The 15,990-nt window shown below is 69.6% G+C and carries 13 protein-coding genes; 11 read left to right on the forward strand and 2 right to left on the reverse strand.

The window, feature by feature from the left end:
* The first annotated feature begins 155 nt into the window (after nt 1-155).
* A complete protein-coding gene (locus tag QQZ11_RS09470) occupies nt 156-758 on the forward strand; it encodes a mycothiol-dependent nitroreductase Rv2466c family protein (protein ID WP_284550044.1) in 603 nt (200 codons plus the stop codon).
* On the opposite strand, the gene QQZ11_RS09475 is transcribed toward QQZ11_RS09470, so the two are convergent.
* Nucleotides 713-1,795, reverse strand: a complete 1,083-nt coding sequence (locus QQZ11_RS09475; protein ID WP_284550046.1) for an SLAC1 family transporter — start codon at nt 1,793-1,795, stop codon at nt 713-715. The genes QQZ11_RS09470 and QQZ11_RS09475 overlap by 46 nt on opposite strands.
* A 70-nt stretch (nt 1,796-1,865) precedes the next feature.
* Here QQZ11_RS09475 and QQZ11_RS09480 point away from each other — a divergent pair, with 70 nt between their 5' ends.
* Together QQZ11_RS09480 and ligA are read left to right on the forward strand one after the other, a co-directional pair.
* Nucleotides 1,866-2,747 carry a LysR family transcriptional regulator gene (locus QQZ11_RS09480; RefSeq protein WP_284550047.1) on the forward strand — a complete coding sequence of 294 codons (882 nt, stop codon included), beginning with the start codon at nt 1,866-1,868 and terminating at the stop codon, nt 2,745-2,747.
* A gap of 87 nt (nt 2,748-2,834) precedes the next feature.
* The gene (gene ligA, locus QQZ11_RS09485; RefSeq protein ID WP_284550049.1) at nt 2,835-4,934 is read left to right on the forward strand and encodes an NAD-dependent DNA ligase LigA; all 2,100 of its coding nucleotides are present in this window, start codon (nt 2,835-2,837) and stop codon (nt 4,932-4,934) included.
* 31 nt (nt 4,935-4,965) lie between these two features.
* Here the strand turns inward: ligA and QQZ11_RS09490 are convergent, their stop codons facing one another.
* Complete coding sequence (locus tag QQZ11_RS09490; protein ID WP_284550050.1) at nt 4,966-6,228, reverse strand: GNAT family N-acetyltransferase; 1,263 nt, start codon at nt 6,226-6,228, stop codon at nt 4,966-4,968.
* Nucleotides 6,229-6,293: 65 nt separating this feature from the next.
* Here QQZ11_RS09490 and QQZ11_RS09495 point away from each other — a divergent pair, with 65 nt between their 5' ends.
* The 8 genes from QQZ11_RS09495 (at nt 6,294) to QQZ11_RS09530 (ending at nt 15,974) form a co-directional block, all read left to right on the forward strand.
* Entirely contained in the window at nt 6,294-6,755 is a 462-nt protein-coding gene (locus QQZ11_RS09495; RefSeq protein ID WP_284550051.1) for a ribose-5-phosphate isomerase, read from the forward strand.
* Between the two features lies 1 nt (nt 6,756).
* Complete coding sequence (locus QQZ11_RS09500; RefSeq protein WP_284550052.1) at nt 6,757-7,566, forward strand: Fpg/Nei family DNA glycosylase; 810 nt, start codon at nt 6,757-6,759, stop codon at nt 7,564-7,566.
* Entirely contained in the window at nt 7,542-8,891 is a 1,350-nt protein-coding gene (locus QQZ11_RS09505; RefSeq protein WP_284550053.1) for a hypothetical protein, read from the forward strand. Before QQZ11_RS09500 ends, QQZ11_RS09505 begins: the two co-directional genes overlap by 25 nt.
* 51 nt (nt 8,892-8,942) lie before the next feature.
* Nucleotides 8,943-12,230, forward strand: coding sequence for a bifunctional lysylphosphatidylglycerol synthetase/lysine--tRNA ligase LysX (lysX, locus tag QQZ11_RS09510; protein WP_284550055.1), 3,288 nt, complete (start codon nt 8,943-8,945; stop codon nt 12,228-12,230).
* A 1-nt stretch (nt 12,231) separates the two neighbouring features.
* Complete coding sequence (locus tag QQZ11_RS09515) at nt 12,232-13,098, forward strand: alpha/beta fold hydrolase (protein ID WP_284550057.1); 867 nt, start codon at nt 12,232-12,234, stop codon at nt 13,096-13,098.
* 50 nt (nt 13,099-13,148) lie between these two features.
* Nucleotides 13,149-14,072, forward strand: a complete 924-nt coding sequence (locus QQZ11_RS09520) for a formylglycine-generating enzyme family protein (RefSeq protein ID WP_284550058.1) — start codon at nt 13,149-13,151, stop codon at nt 14,070-14,072.
* Nucleotides 14,073-14,304: 232 nt separating this feature from the next.
* The gene (locus QQZ11_RS09525; RefSeq protein ID WP_284550059.1) at nt 14,305-15,138 is read left to right on the forward strand and encodes a tocopherol cyclase family protein; all 834 of its coding nucleotides are present in this window, start codon (nt 14,305-14,307) and stop codon (nt 15,136-15,138) included.
* A 125-nt stretch (nt 15,139-15,263) separates the two neighbouring features.
* On the forward strand, nt 15,264-15,974 hold the full coding sequence (locus QQZ11_RS09530) for a DUF4386 family protein (RefSeq protein ID WP_284550060.1): 711 nt from the start codon (nt 15,264-15,266) through the stop codon (nt 15,972-15,974).
* Nucleotides 15,975-15,990 lie beyond the last annotated feature (16 nt).

Here is a 15,990-nt window from a genome sequence, read left to right on the forward strand (position 1 = left end):
TTCGACACTGGATCCTCCAGATTGGTGAAACGTACCCATCGAGCGTAGCGACTACGTGCTTTCGACGCGGGGGCGCCGTCGGCGACCCGCCGCAAATCACTCGCCGTCAGCGGAATTGCTTGTGCCGACAGCGGACCTCGGGCTTGGCTTGCGCCATGACGACCAATGTGGAGATGTACTTCGACCCGATGTGCCCCTGGGCCTGGATGACCTCTCGCTGGCTGCTCGAGGTGGAGCAGGTGCGCGAGGTGAACCTGACGTTCGGCGTGATGAGTCTTTCGGTGCTCAACGAGGGTCGCGACCTCGACCCCGACTACCAGGCGGCCATGCAGCAGGGTTTCGTGGGCGTGCGCGCCGCGATCGGGGTGCGGGAGCTCCACGGCCAGCAGAAGTTGCGGGAGTTCTACACCGCCCTGGGTACTCGCTACCACCTCGGCAAGGAACCCCAGACCGTCGACACGGTGCGAGCGGCGCTGGCCGAGGTGGGGGCGGACGAGTCGATCGCGGACCGGGCCACCACCGACGAGTGGGACGCCCTGCTCCGTGAGAGCCATGCGGCCGGGATGGAGCCGGTGGGCAACGATGTCGGCACTCCCGTCGTCCACATCAACGGCAAGGCGCTGTTCGGACCCGTCATCTCCCCGGCGCCCAAGGGCGAGGAGGCAGGAAACCTGTTCGACGGGGTCGAGAAGGTCACTGCCTACGACGGGTTCTACGAACTCAAGCGTTCGCGGACCGTGGGCCCGATCTTCGACTGAGCCCGCTGACGAGCCACCGCCCGCCAGTTGCCGGTGGCGGCCAACGACCAGGTCGCCACCAGCACGAGGCAGCAGGCGCGTGAGATGGTCTCCCAACCCATCAGGTGCGTCCCCAGCGAGAGGGTGCCCAGCGGGAAGGTCAGGGACCACCATGCGGGCGTGAAGTCCAGGCCCCGGGCGAAGGCGCGCACCGTCGTCCAGATGGCCCAGACGACGAGCGGCGCACCGAGCACCAGCATCACCCACCCATAGGCGTGGGCGAGTCGGGCCACCGACGACTCGCTGCCACCCGCCACCCTCGCGATCGCCTGTGCGGCTGCCGTCGACTGACCGACGATGCCCAGCGGGATCCAACTGGTCGGGGCCGCCGACGCCGTCAGCGGAGTGCGTGCCCAGTGCTCGCGGTAGGCGAGGGCGAAGACGACCGACCCCAGACCCAGGGCGAGCGCGAAGCAGCCGATCGACAGGGCCATGATCAGGCTGCGAGCATCCGGAAGGCGGACGGCCAGTGCCGCCCCCGTGGTGGCCGACACCATGGGCGCCACCACGGGCAGGCCCCAACTGAAGGTGGCGGAGCGGCCGTGCAGCGACCCCTGCACGGCGTGGACGACGAAGCCCAACGCCGCCGCCAGACCCAGCACGGTGCCCACCGTCCACAGCAGCGCGTCGACCCGCAGGCGCGGAGCGACCGTCACCGTGGCCGATCCGACTGACAGCACACCCATCGAAACCATGCCCCACGCCATGAACTGGGTGGGGTCGCCCACGCTCGTCCTCAGCACCGAGGAGCCCCTGGCAGCCCGGGCCACGAAGCCCGCGGACAGTCCGACCAGCAGCAGCCAGGCCGTCACCACCAGGGCGTGGGAGGTGTACCGGGCCAAGCCGTGCTGACCGAACAAGGTGTGCAGCAAGGTGGCGAGGATGCCGGTGCCCATCACGGCTCCGAACCAGGCCGGTCCGGCCCCGGCCAGGGTCGGGCCGGATGCAGTGGTCAGGGCGCGTGGGTTCTGGACACGGGGAAGTGTGGAGGTGGTCACGCTCCAAGACTGACCGCTGGCCTGGCCGGGCGGTAGGGGCGAACTCACCATGGAGGCATATCCTGTGCACATGGCACAGACGTGGCCCGACCTGATGGCCCTTGACCTGCTGGTGGCGGTCGCCGAACACGGAAGCGTCGGCGCTGCGGCTCGCTCACGCGGAACTGATCAACCCAACGCCACCCGCTCCCTGGCGAGGCTCGAGCGTCGCCTGGGATGCACCCTGCTCGAACGCGGTCCGCGTGGATCGAGCCTCACCCCCGGTGGTCTCATGGTGCTTGACCATGCCCGGGCGGCGCTCTCCGCGGTGCGCACAATCGTGGACGTGACCGCCGCGAACGGGTCGCCGACGTCCGCCACCATCCGGGTGGGGGCGAGCCAGACGATCGCCGAGCACCTGCTCCCCACCTGGCTCGCCGCCCTGCGTCAACACCACCCCGAGATCTCTGTCGACGTGCACGTCCACAACAGCCACGACGTGGTGGCAGACCTGCGCGCAGGCCGCGTGACCCTCGGTTTCATCGAGGACCCCACGGTCCCCAAGGGTGTCAACAGTCTGGTCGTCGCCCACGACGAGATGGTTCTGGTCGTCGCCCCGCACCACGTCTGGGCTCGACGGCGTCGTCCGGTGTCGCTGGAGGAGTTGTCCGCGACCCCGCTGATCACCCGTGAATCGGGGTCGGGTACCCGCATCGCGCTGGACGAGGCCGTCGGCGCCCCCGTGACTCCCTTCCTCGAGGTGGCCAGCAATGCCGCGGTGAGGGTCTCCGTGGCCTCCGGCGCGGCCCCGGCGGTGCTGAGTCGGCTCGCCGTGTCCGACGCCGTCTCGGCGGGCACCCTGGTCGCGGTGCCGTTGGCGACGCGCATCAGGCGTCCGCTCCACGCCGTGTGGGCCGGAGCCCGACGGCTGCAGGGCCCTGCCGCCGAACTGCTCGCCACTGCACACCCCTGACACGTCGCCCCGTCGCGTCGGCGTCGATCCGGGTGGCAGTGCGCTGTCCGGGCCAAATCTGTCGGGGGTGGCTGGCAGGATCACCCTGTGAGCACCGAGACACCAGACCTCGACCCCGCCAGCACCGAAGACCGCCACCGGTGGACCGATCTTGCGCAGCGCGTCGGTGACGCACAGGAGGCCTACTACGGCACCGACTCGCCCACCGTCTCGGACGCCGAGTACGACTCCTGGATGCGCGACCTGCAGGATCTCGAGGAACGTCATCCCGACCTGCGCACCCCCGACTCCCCGACCCAGCACGTGGGTGCGGCCCGGATCACGGAGTTCACCCCCATCGAGCACCGCCAGCGCATGGAATCGCTCGACAACGTCTTCTCGGCCGAGGAACTCGACGAGTGGATGGCGCGGGCCCAGCGACAGTTGGGTGCCGACCAGATCTCGTTCCTGTGCGAACTCAAGATCGACGGTCTGGCGATCAACCTCACCTACGAACAGGGGCGACTCGTCAGCGCGGCCACCCGGGGCGACGGCCGGGTCGGTGAGGACGTCACCCTCAACGTGCGTACCATCGCCGGCGTCCCGCAGCGGCTCACCGGCGACGACATCCCCGACCTGATCGAGGTGCGTGGCGAGATCTTCTTCCCGATCGAGGCCTTCGCCGACCTCAACGCCTCGCTGGTCGAGCAGGGGCGCAACCCCTTTGCGAACCCTCGCAACGCTGCTGCCGGGTCACTGCGACAGAAGGATCCCGCGGTGACCGCGACCCGTCCCCTGCGCATGCTGGTGCACGGCATCGGGGCGCGACAGGGCTTCGACGTGCCCAGCCAGTCCGAGGCCTACGAGCGACTCCGGGCCTGGGGTCTGCCCACCCCGGCATCGGCCGCCGTGGTGAGCACGGCCGCCGAGGTGCAGGCCTTCGTCCGACACCATGGCGAACACCGCCACGACGGCGAGCACGAGATCGACGGAGTGGTGGTCAAGGTCGACCAGATCGCCTCCCAGCGGGCCCTCGGGTCGACCTCGCGAGCACCACGGTGGGCCATCGCCTACAAGTACCCCCCCGAGGAGGTCAACACCAAGCTGCTCGACATCCAGGTCAATGTCGGGCGAACCGGCCGCGTGACCCCCTTCGGCATGATGGAGCCGGTGGTCGTGGCGGGGTCGACGGTGTCGATGGCCACCCTGCACAACGGGTGGGAGGTCAAGCGCAAGGGTGTCCTGATCGGGGACACCGTCGTGCTGCGCAAGGCGGGTGACGTCATCCCCGAGATCGTCGGACCCGTGGCGGAGCTGCGCGACGGCACCGAACGCGAGTTCGTGATGCCGACCCACTGCCCCGCCTGTGGCAGTCCGTTGCGTCCGGAGAAGGAGGGCGACAAGGACATCCGCTGCCCCAATTCCGAGAGCTGCCCCTCCCAGCTCCGCGAACGGTTGTTCGCCCTGGCTACCCGCGGTGCCCTCGACATCGAGGCCCTGGGCTGGGAAGCAGCCAACGCCCTGTTGTCGGCGGGCGTGCTCACCAGTGAGGCCGGTCTTTTCGACCTGACGGCCGACGACCTGCTGAGGGTGGACTTCTTCACTCGCGCCGCGCGCCGCGGGGAGACTGCTGACGGCACCCCGAGAGTGCTGTCGGCCAACGGGGCGAAACTGCTCGACAACCTGGCCAAGGCCAAGCTCCAACCGCTGTGGCGGGTGCTGGTGGCCCTGTCGATCCGGCACGTCGGCCCGACGGCCGCCCGCTCCCTGGCCACCCAGTTCGGATCCATCGAAGCGATCCGGGAGGCGACTGCAGACCAATTGGCTGCGGCCGACGGGGTCGGTCAGGTGATCGCGGAGGCCATCACCGAGTGGTTCTCCGTCGAGTGGCACCGCGCTTTGGTCGAGCGCTGGGCGGCCGCCGGGGTGCGCATGGCCGATGAACGGGACGAGTCGGTCGCGCGCACACTCGAAGGCCTGACCGTGGTGGTCACCGGCTCCCTGCAGCACTTCAATCGCGACGAGGCCAAAGAGGCCATCATCAGCAGGGGCGGCAAGGCCTCGGGGTCGGTGAGCAAGAACACCGACTTCGTGGTGATCGGCGAGAACGCGGGCTCGAAGGCAGCCAAGGCGGAGGAACTGGGGCGTCCCATCCTCGACGAGGCCGGCTTCGTCCAACTCCTCGAAGGGGGCCCCTCGGCCCTGTGAAGGCCACGCCTGGAGCGGTGTGGCAGGGTCCTCAGAAGTGCGAGTTGTTGAACGCCTGGTCGTCCACCTCGAAGAGGTCGTCGAGTCGGGCGATCGCCTCGGGCGTCCCGTGGACTCGCCCGGCTGCCGCCAGGGTGCTCGGCTCGACCACTCCGAAGTAGAGGCTGCCCAGTTCCTGCACGCCCACGTGTGCATCGGGTTCGTCATGGGTCCGCTCGACCGAGGCGGTGCCCCCCTCGACCGTGATCCGGAACCGGCCAGCGGCGAAGCCGAGGTCGTCTGCCACGTCGATGACGGCGGTCCCGTCGTCGCGCCAACCCCTCACCGACAGGGCCTTGACCGGGTCGAGCACCCGGAGCCACGTGCAGTCCCGGTGGCCCTTGACCTCGAGTCGTCGCGAGTCGACCAGGGCCCACCGCAAGGGGGAGTGCGGGTTGGCGACCCGCCAGGTCACCTTGCGGACGAGGTCATGGTGTCCCAAGTGGTCCCACAGGGCGAGTTCTGCCTGCGGGGTGAGGGCGACCAGGTCATTGATCACCAGTTCGTGATCGGTCCAGTCCCCGTACTCGAAGGTGGCCATGCCGTCCAGTTCGCCAGCCCGCGACCAATGGGCCACGGTGCGCAACTTGCGGTTCTCGCCACCCTGGTCGTAGTCCCAGGCGCCCGAGAGCCGGTCGCGGTAGAAGAGCTGCCGGTCATGGGCCCCACGGGTGCTCTCGAGCGTCTTGCGGAACAGGGCATCCCGCTGGTCCATCACCCACTCCGAGCGGGCATCGACGATCTCGCAATGCCCGGTCGGCTGGTGTCGCAGGGCGAAGTCGTGCGTCACGTCCAGTTCCACGTGTTGGTGCAGCGACGAGACCCCGAATCCGAAACGGCCGTAGATGACCGCCTCGGTGACGGTCAGCGAGGCGAAGGCGAGACCTCGCTCATGCGCCTCGGTCAGGTCGGCGGTCATCATCGTGCGCAGGATGCCGCGGCGTCGGTGGCTCGCGCGCACCGTCACGTCGGAGATCAGGTTGGCGGTCTCCAGGTGGCCCCCGCCGGTGTTCACGAGGGCGTCGTAGCTCATGAACGTACCCACGGGGCCCGGGTAGGCGCCTTCGGGAAGGTCGGTGCGGTAGACGCCCCGGGCCCTCATGCCCTGCCGGTGCGCCTCGGAGTTCCATCGCTTCAGCTGCTCGTCGGTGAGCGATTGGCCGTGGAAACCGAGCGCGACAGCCTGCAGCCACGCGATGTTCTCGGACGTCGGATCGTCGGTGGTGGTCAGCGTGCGCAGTTCAAGGTCGCTCATGTCGAGGACGCTACCGAACGGGCAGCGGCCACGACAAAGGCAGATGAGGCTGCCAAACTGGACGCATGCGCGTTCATCTGGCCACCGACCATGCCGCTTTCGAGCTCAAGCAGTACCTCGCCGAGAAACTGGGCGACGCCGGTTTCGAGGTCGTCGACCATGGCGCCGAGGTGCTCGACCCCCAGGACGACTACCCGCCCTTCATCATCGCGGCGGCCGAGGCAGTGGCCGCCCAGCCCGGTGACCGAGGAATCGTCCTCGGTGGCTCCGGCAACGGTGAACTGATGGCCGCCAACAAGGTGAAGGGTGTGCGCTGCGCCTTCGCCAACACGGTGGAACTGGCCAGCCTCACCCGCCAGCACAACGACGCGAACTGCCTGGCCATCGGCGGACGTTTCACCACGGAGGAACTTGCCCTCGAGATCGCGATCGCATTCCTGACCACCCCGTTCAGCTTCGAGGAGCGCCACCAGCGCCGCATCGACATGCTGACCACGTACGAGGTGACCGGCTCGATCGAGGCCTGAGGTGCCCGAGGGACACGTCATCCACCGTCTCGCCGACGCCCTGACGGCAGACTTCGCGGGACGCCCGGTGCGGGTGAGCAGCCCGCAGGGGCGTTTCGCCGACGAGGCCTCCCATCTCGACGGGCACGACCTGGTCACCGCCGAGGCGTGGGGCAAGCACCTGTTCGTGAGCTTCGACGTGCCCCTGCCCTCGGTCGTGCAGATCCACCTGGGACTGATCGGGAAGCTGATGATCGCTCCCGACCGGGCCCCCTGGGGTCAGGTCCGACTGCGGATCAGTGACGGGACGACTGCGGCCGACCTGCGTGGCCCCCAGACATGCCGACTGATCACCGTCGAGCAGCAGACACTGGAGATCGCCAAGCTGGGCCCCGACCCGATCCGTCCCGACGCCGACCCCGAACGCGGATGGTCGAGGCTGCATGCGTCGGGCCGGCCGATCGCCGCCCTGCTGATGGACCAGCAGGTCGCCGCCGGGGTGGGCAACATCTACCGCGCCGAGGTGCTGTACCGGCACCGGATCGACCCCTACCTGCCCGGCAACCAGGTGCCGCACGAGATCTGGCGCGCCATCTGGGACGACCTCGTGGTGCTGATGGCCGACGGTGTGGCGATGGGGCGGATCGACACGGTGACGGCCGACCACACCCCCGAGGCGATGGACCGGCCTCCCCGAATCGACCGGCACGGCGGCGAGGTGTACGTCTATCGAAGGGCCGGACTGCCCTGCCACGTGTGCGGCAGCGAGGTGCGCACCGAACCACTCGCCGGACGGAACCTCTACTGGTGCCCCACGTGTCAGCACCGCTGACCGGGTCGCTCGCCTGGGGTGGCAGCAGGGTGCATCCGGTCGGAAGGGGTCTGGTCGACCTGGTCGAGGCCGGTGCCGATCGCGAGCGGGCCATCGCCCGTCGTCTGGGCGTCCGTTTCGACGACGACTGGAGCCTGGTCGCCGAACTCGCCGTCGACGACGAACTGGAGACCGTCTGGCTGTCCGGTTCAGGTGAGGTGGCCACCGTCCGCTGGGTGGTCGGTGGCCAATTGCGCCTGCGGGTCCGGGTGGTCGACGCCACCGGAGCGCCGCTGGGTGGTGCGACGGGCGATCCCATCGCGCTTCCCGGACTGCGGCTCGGTCTCGACCACGACTCGGTGGTGCAGCGGTGGGGTGGGGGAGCGCGAGCCTTCCTGCTGGTCGACCGCGGCACCGACTGTCTGGTCGTCCGGCAGGTCGCCGGATTCACCCTGACCGACGCGGAGCCCGGCCTGCCGCTGTTCCGGGGCGGCACCGCGAGCACCTGCGAGTGGGTGGTCGAGCGGGTTGATGCCCCGGCCAGTCTCCTCAGGCACCTGCCCGTCTGGTGGCCCGACCGGTTGGTCAGGAGCGCCGGGGAGCCGGTGCTGCTGGGCGATGGCTCCGAACTCCCGCCCTCGCTCGGAGAGACCCAACACGTCACCGTGCCGGAGGAACGCGGCGAGACGGTCCTGACCGTGCTCACACTGCCTGATCTGGACGACGTGCTCACCCGCGCCCTGACCGAGACGGAACGGTTGACCATCCCGACCCTGGTGCTGGCCCAGTCAGCACGCCAGTCGGGTCTGGCGAGACCATGGACGGACGACGACCTGCTCGGTGCCGTCGAGGAGGGCCTCGCACGCGGATCGGTGAGGCCCTTGGCGCTCGCCGCTGCCGCCCGGGAACTCGTCCACACCGGATCGGCCGACGTGTCGGAGGCAATCATCGACGCCCTGCCGCGCCTGGCTCCGGCGCCGGGGTCCCAGGTCGCCCGGCTGCACGCACTGATGGCGCTCTCGGTGGTAGGCCATCCCGCCCCGGGGCCGAGCCCAAGCGCGGGGGAGCCGGGACCTGAACTCGACCTGATCACCGGTAGGGCCACCCCCGGCGCGCTGCGGTTGCTGGCGCTGCTGGGCTCGGGGCTGCCCGGCGAGGTGGACGCCGACCCGTTGTCAGTGGCGGTCGCAGTGGCGCTGGCCCCGCTGGCGCCCGCGCAGATCACCAGTCTCAACAGGTGGGTCGCGCCGGTGGCCGAGTGTGCCCGCCAAGCCACAGCCGCGCTGCTGGCGGGCCAGCCCTCGCCAGAGGTGATCGCGTGGCTCGTGCTCGGGCAGCCGTGGTGAGCACGCGCGGGGCACCTCCGCAGTCATCGACCCCGTGACATTCTGGACGGCGTGACTCCGCGCGATCGCTTCGCCCCTGTGTTCATCAGCCGCGTCTTCTTCGTCGGTGTGACGCTGCTGGTGCTGGACACCTTCTTCCGCCACACACCCTGGGTGCGGTTGCTGCTCTCGCTCTACTCCACCCTGCTGGTGCCGGTCGACGGCTCCGGACTTGGTGCGGCCGCCTTCCTGCTGGTCCTCGGGGTCGGACTGATGAGGAGGAAACGACTGGCGTGGTGGATCGCGGTCGGCTACCTGGGCCTGCTGTGGCTGGCAACGGCGGTCGCGCTGATCGGTGTCGCCGCCCTCCACCTCCCATCCTTCGACCGTCCTGAGCGCCACGACATCGAGACCCTCCCCGAACTGGTGCTCAGCGCGGTCGCCCTGGGTGGCCTCCTGGTGGTGCTGATCGTGCGCCGGCGGGACTTCTCGGCACGTTCGGCCCGGGGCAACCTGCGCAAGGCGGGGCTGGTGCTGGCGGTGGGACTGGTCACCTCGGTGCTGATCGGCTGGGTGCTCACCTGGCTGAGCGGTGGCCAGGGGCGGCCCCGAAGCCGCCTGCTCGCCCTGCTCAGCCGGATGGCAACCGGGTCGACCCCGCAGGGCGCGATCCCGCCACCGTGGGTCGCCACCATCGTCGGTGCGTTGATCGCCGCCAGCTTCTTCCTGGCGCTGCAGACCCTGCTGCGCAGCCAACGGTCCCGCGCCACCCTGGCCCTGGACGACGAGATCGCCATCCGACAACTGTTGGCCCGGCACGGCGGCGACTCCCTGTCGTACTTCGCCACCCGCCGCGACAAGCAGGCGGTCTTCTCCCCTGATCGCAGTGCAGCCATCGCCTACCGGGTCGAGGTGGGGGTGTGCCTGGCCTCCGGCGACCCGATCGGTGCCGTCGAACACTGGCCCGCCGTCATGAAGGCCTTCGTCGAGGAGGCCCGCACCTTCGGGTGGACGCCGGCGGTCGTGGGTGCCTCGTCCACCGCCGCGCAACGGTGGGAGGAGGCGGGCATGCGCATCATCCGGGTGGGGGACGAAGCGGTGCTGACCCCCTCCACCTTCGACCTCGAGAGCCGGGAGCTGCGTGGGGTTCGTCAGGCGGCCCACCACCTGCAGCGTGAGGGGTGGACGGTGCGCGTACGTCGACACAGTCAGATCCCCAGCAGCGAACTGGGCCAGCTCTCCGACCTGGCCGACCAGTGGCGGGTCGGTGGTGAGGAACGCGGATTCTCGATGGCCCTGGGTCGGCTGGGGGATGACCTCGACGGTGACTGCCTCATGGTCGAGGCTCTCGCTCCTGCCGCCTCCGGTGGGTCTGCACGCACCATGGGACTGCTGTCGTTCGTGCCGTGGGGGCGAGACGGGGTCTCACTCGACCTGATGAGGCGATCGCCGCAGGCAGAGAACGGCGTCAACGAGCTCATGGTGGTGGGCCTGATGCACCAGGCCCGCGATCAGGACATCGCTCGGGTGTCGCTCAACTTCGCCGTCTTCCGCACCGCTTTCGAGGAGGGAGTGCAACTGGGTGCGACACCGGTGCAGAGGTTCAAGCGGCGGATGCTGCTGGTGGCCTCCCGGTGGTTCCAACTGGAACAGCTCTACCGCTCGAACGTGAAGTACAGCCCCACGTGGTCACCCCGCTACCTGGCAGTCGAGGACACCGTCGACCTGGGTACGGTCGGCCTGGCCCTGGGGATCGCGGAGGGCTATGTCGATGCGCCCCGGATCCTTCGTCCCCTGCCACTCCCGGCTCAACCCCGCATCCGCTTCTCGGAACATCCCGGGCTCGCTGCTGCGCTCGAGCCGCCGGCTCCCGAACTGCCCCAGGTGAGGGTGCCCGAGCAGGTCGCCCACCGGATGAGGACCCGGGCGGGGCTCCTCGACCGAGGAGTCGAGCCCTACCCGGCCTCGTTCGTTCCCGACGCCGCGACCAGCGCGGTGGTGCTGGCCAACCGTGGTGCCCACGTCACGGTCGCCGGCCGGGTGCTCGCCATCCGCGACCACGGCGGGGTCGTCTTCATCCGGCTGCAGGACTGGTACGGCGAGGCGCAGGTGCTGCTCGACCGAGGCCGGCTGGGGCCCGAGCGGCTTTGTGAGCTGGTGGGCGTCGTCAGCCTGGGCGACCACGTCGGGTTCAGTGGCGAGGTGGCTCCGTCGAAACGGGGGACGCCCTCGCTCCATGCCGACAGCTGGACGCTCACCGCCAAGGCCCTTCGCCCGCTGCCCGACAAGTACTCGGGCATCAGCGATGCCGAGACCAGGGTGCGCCAGCGCTACCTCGACCTGATCACCAACCAAGCTGCCCGCGACCAGCTGCGCGCCCGCTCCCACGCCCTGCGTGCCGTACGCGAGACCCTGCAGAACCGCGAGTACCTCGAGGTCGAGACGCCCATTCTGCAGACCATCCACGGTGGCGCCAACGCCCGGCCCTTCCGTACCCACATCAACGCCTATGACCTCGAGCTGTACCTGCGGATCGCCCCCGAGCTGTTCCTCAAGCGGTTGATGGTGGGCGGCGTCGACCGGGTCTTCGAGATCGGGCGCAACTTCCGCAACGAAGGAGCCGATGCCACCCACAACCCGGAGTTCACGATGCTCGAGGCCTACCAGGCCTACGGCGACTACACCGTGATGCGTGGTCTCGCCGAGGAGATCATCGTCCAGGCCGCACTCGCGGCCAACGGACACACCATCGTGCGCGGTACCGATCACCACGGCGTGCGCCGTGAGGTCGACCTGTCGCAGCCCTGGCGGGTGATGACCGTCAACGACGCGCTGTCGATGGCCACCGGTGAGACCGTGACGGCTGACACCACCCAGCAAGAACTCGTCTCGCTGGCCGACCGGCTCGACATCCCGACCGCGCCCAGCTGGACGAGGGGTGAGGTCGTCCTCGAGTTGTACGAGCACCTCGTGGAGCACAAGACGGTGGCGCCCACCTTCTACTGCGACTTCCCTGCCGACGTCTCCCCCCTGACCAGGGGTCATCGCGAGGACGACCGGTTGGCCGAGAGATGGGACCTGGTGGCGTTCGGGGCCGAGATCGGCACGGCCTACTCCGAACTCGTCGACCCGGTCGTGCAGCGCCAGCGGTTGACGGCCCAGTCATTGCTGGCCGCCGGGGGCAATCCCGAGGCCATGGAGCTGGACGAGGACTTCCTGACCGCCCTGGAGTACGCGATGCCGCCCTCGGGCGGCCTCGGCATGGGCATGGACCGTCTGGTGATGATGCTCACCGACACCAGCATCCGCGAGACCATCGCGTTCCCCCTGGTGCGGCCACGGTCGAGGGTGGGGGGCTGACATGGCCGGCCTTGAACCCCACGGCGAAGTGGTCGACCTGGGTGGACGGACGGTTCAGGTGAGGACGCGGGCCGGTGAAGGACGGCCGATCGTGCTGATCGCCGGGTGCGGACTGGCCATGCAGTTCTGGCGGGATGTCGCCGACTCCTTCGACGGTCGCGAATGGTTGGTCTCCTATGACCGGCCGGGGATCGGCGGCACCCCCTGGCCGGGCACCCTCCCCACCCTGACCGAGGAGCAGGCAACCCTGGTCGCCCTCCTGGAACGGTTGGGTTCACCTGCGGTGCTGGTGGGCCACTCGATGGCCTCGTTCATCGTCGAGGCAGTGGCCCGTACCCGTCCCGAGCTGGTGGCCGGGGTGGTGATGGTCGACGGCTCCGTCGAATGGCCCGTGCGTCCGCCGAGGGAGGGTACGGCCCGGCTCGCGGGGCTGGTGGGTTCGGCGACCGGGTCCGCCCCGTTGGGGGCCGTCGGCAGTCTGGCCTGGCACCTGGGTACCTGGGTGCAGAGCACGCGTGAGTTCCGCAACCTGCACGGCGGGCGACTCTCCCAGACCTACGCCGACCCCGACACCCTGGCCGCGGCCACCGCCGAGTCGTTCGCCTATGACTGGCAGGCGTGGGACCTGATCGAGCTGAGGCGTCGGGCAGCCTGGCCCGACGGTCTTCCGACGATCGTGCTCACGGCCGCCCATGAAGACTCACACCTGCGCCGCTGGACGAGGCGGTGGGTTCGGACCCAGGCACGGTGGGCCCGCCTACTGGGAGCCCGCCACCAGGTCGTGACCTCCAGGCACCTGATGATGCTCGACCGTCCACAGGTGATCGTCGACGCGGTCCGCGAGCTCTGCGTAGGGTCGTCCGGGTGAACCACTGTTGCGCACCAGCCGCCGATCGGGGCGGGTCAGGGCCCGTGCCCATGGCGTCCGACTGGTCCTCGCCCGGGGTGGGGACGCACCAGGGATCCCTTCCCGCGAGTCTGGTGACGGTTCCGGCGGGCGACTTCGTGATGGGATCGGACTCGGGGGAGGTCTTCGTCGCCGACGGTGAGGGTCCCGCGCGCCGGGTGCACGTCGATGAGTTCCGGATCGACGCCCACACCGTCACCAACGACCAGTTCGCGCAGTTCGTCGAGGCAACGGGCTTCGTCACCGAGGCGGAGCGGTACGGCTGGTCGTTCGTCTTCGCCGACCTGGTGCACCCCACGGCGCGGGCCCATGTGCTCGAGGGACGGGTACCGAGCGCCGGTTGGTGGCGAGGCGTGCGAGGAGCGCTCTGGAGCGTCCCCTTCGGACCCGGTTCGGACCTGGAGGGCCTCGGGGACCATCCGGTCGTGCACGTCTCGTTCAACGATGCCCTGGCCTACTGCGCCTGGGTGGGCGGACGACTTCCCACCGAGGCGGAGTGGGAGAAGGCGGCCCGGGGTGGGCTTGAGCACCAGAGGTTCCCGTGGGGAGCCGAACTCGAGCCGGGCGGCGAGCATCGCATGAACGTCTGGCAGGGGGAGTTCCCCGACCACAACACCAGGGCCGATGGCTGGTTCGCCACCGCCCCCGTGAACAGCTACCGGCCCAACGGGTACGGCCTGTACTGCACCTCGGGCAATGTCTGGGAATGGACAGCTGACTGGTTCTCCCCGTCCTGGCATCGACCCGACCGTCCTCAGACGAGACTCAACCCCCGCGGACCCGACACGGGCGCCGACCGGGTGACCAAGGGTGGCTCGTACCTGTGCCACGCCTCGTACTGTCACCGCTACCGCACCTCGGCTCGAACCCACACCAGCCCGGACTCATCGCTCGGGCACACCGGCTTCAGGGTCGCTGCCGACATGGCCGGATGATGGCGACCAGGGGACCGGCCTCAGCTTGGTTGAGGCGCTATCGCGGAACCGGCGCCGACCTCCCCTGGGGCAAACCGGAGCGCGCCCATGGGGTGGCGATGGAGGGGTATTTCTGGCGGATCACCACGCCGTCACGGGGGTGGTGGCACTGATCGGGGTGAACCGGGGGACCCGCGGCCCGTGGTCAACGGTGGGTGTGGCGACGTCCTCGTCTGGGTCGGGGAAGGGTTTCGTGCCCGGCCGGCTCGTGACCACAGCCCACAAGGGTGGTCGGGCCGACCCCGGCGGGCTCGGGGCGCACAGCGGTGAGGTCTTCCACGGCACGGATCGCCTGCTGCGGGTCGACCTGCCTGGTGCTCACCTCGAGGCGACGATCGAGCCCGACCTGCGGTGGCCGCGTCCGGTCTGGGGAGGGTCCAGCGTGTTCCAGATCGTGCCGGCCCTCAACCAGTACTGGCACCCCTGGCTGTTGGGTGGGCGTGCCACCGGTCGTGTCACGGTGGCCGAGGACGAGTTCTCATTCACCGACGCCCAGGTCTACGGGGAGAAGAACTGGGGCCGCGGCGGCTTCCCCGAGGCATGGTGGTGGGGGCAGGCCCACGGATTCGCCGATGAGGGTGCCTGCGTGGCCTTCGCGGGTGGCCAGGTCGGCGCCGGCCCCCTGCGCACCGAGGTCACGGGACTGGTCGTCCGATTGCCCGACGGGAGGCTCGTGCGCCTGGGCGACCCGGTGGTGACGCCCGTGCGGGCGACCGTCGGCGACGATCGCTGGCAGTTGAGCGGACGATCCTCCCGCTGGCGCATCGACGTCGAAGCCCACGCCCCGGTGGGTCAAGCGCACGTGCTCCCAGTGCCGCTGCCGAGCGAGCATCGCAACACCGCTGGCGCCCTCGAACACCTGACCGGTGACCTGAGGGTGGTCGTCCGGGAGTGGGGACGAGTGGTGTGGAGCGCCTACTCAGCCATGGCCGGGCTCGAGCGCGGTGGGTTGGCGTTGGCTCAGCGCGAGTTGGCCAGAAGAGGCGGGCGGCCCACCCCGGATGGAGCACCCTTAATCCCCGTCTGACGAGGCAGGACGACGTGTGCGCGAGTCCACGTCGACAACCTCCACCGCGCGACTCCCGGGTACGGGTGCGGTGTTAGCGTGCCAAGGGTGGGGGAGGCCCGGGATCCCCCGGGGGGCTGGGGATCATGGCTGTCGACCAATCCGACCAGGTGCACGACCTGGGGCGGTGGCGTCCGATGGTGGCGCTGGCGAGGGTCTCGGTGCTGATCGTGGTGTGCCTGATCCCGATCCAGGCCGCCATCTACCTGCTCAGCCCACCTCCCCAGACGGTGCTGGAGTACTTCTCGCTGTTCCAGCGCAACCCCCTGCTGGGGTTGCTCGACCTCGACCTGCTGCTGACACTCGACTACCTGGTGATGGTGCCGCTGTACCTCGCCATGTTCCTGGTCGTGCGGCCCCACGCGCCGACCGTGGCCACGCTCGCGCTGATCGCGGGTCTGGTCAGCGTGACCCTGTTCGTCGTCTCCCGCGACGCCACCTTCTCGATGTGGGCGCTGTCGTCGCAGTACCAGACCGCGACCGAGGCGGAGCGCCCTGCGCTGGTGGCATCGGGCCAACTGCTGCTGACCCTGTACAACGGCGGGACCTTCGGCGTGAGCTATCTGCTCGGGGCCACCAGCACGCTGCTGTTCTCGTGGCCGATCTGGCGTCACCGCCTGCTCGGCCCGGCCGTCGGCCTGGTGGGACTGATCACGGGCGCCACCATGGTGGTCCCGCCCAACGTGGGACCCGTCGGTCTGGTGGTGTCGTTGCTGTCGCTGGTGCCCACCATCGTCTGGCTGGTGCTGCTGGAGCGTGGTTTCACCCGGACCCTGCACGCCCTTCCCGTGCGCTGAGCCATCCCTCGCCGTC

This window comes from Aestuariimicrobium sp. T2.26MG-19.2B, assembly GCF_950101875.1.
In the GTDB taxonomy this organism is placed as follows: domain Bacteria; phylum Actinomycetota; class Actinomycetes; order Propionibacteriales; family Propionibacteriaceae; genus Aestuariimicrobium; species Aestuariimicrobium kwangyangense.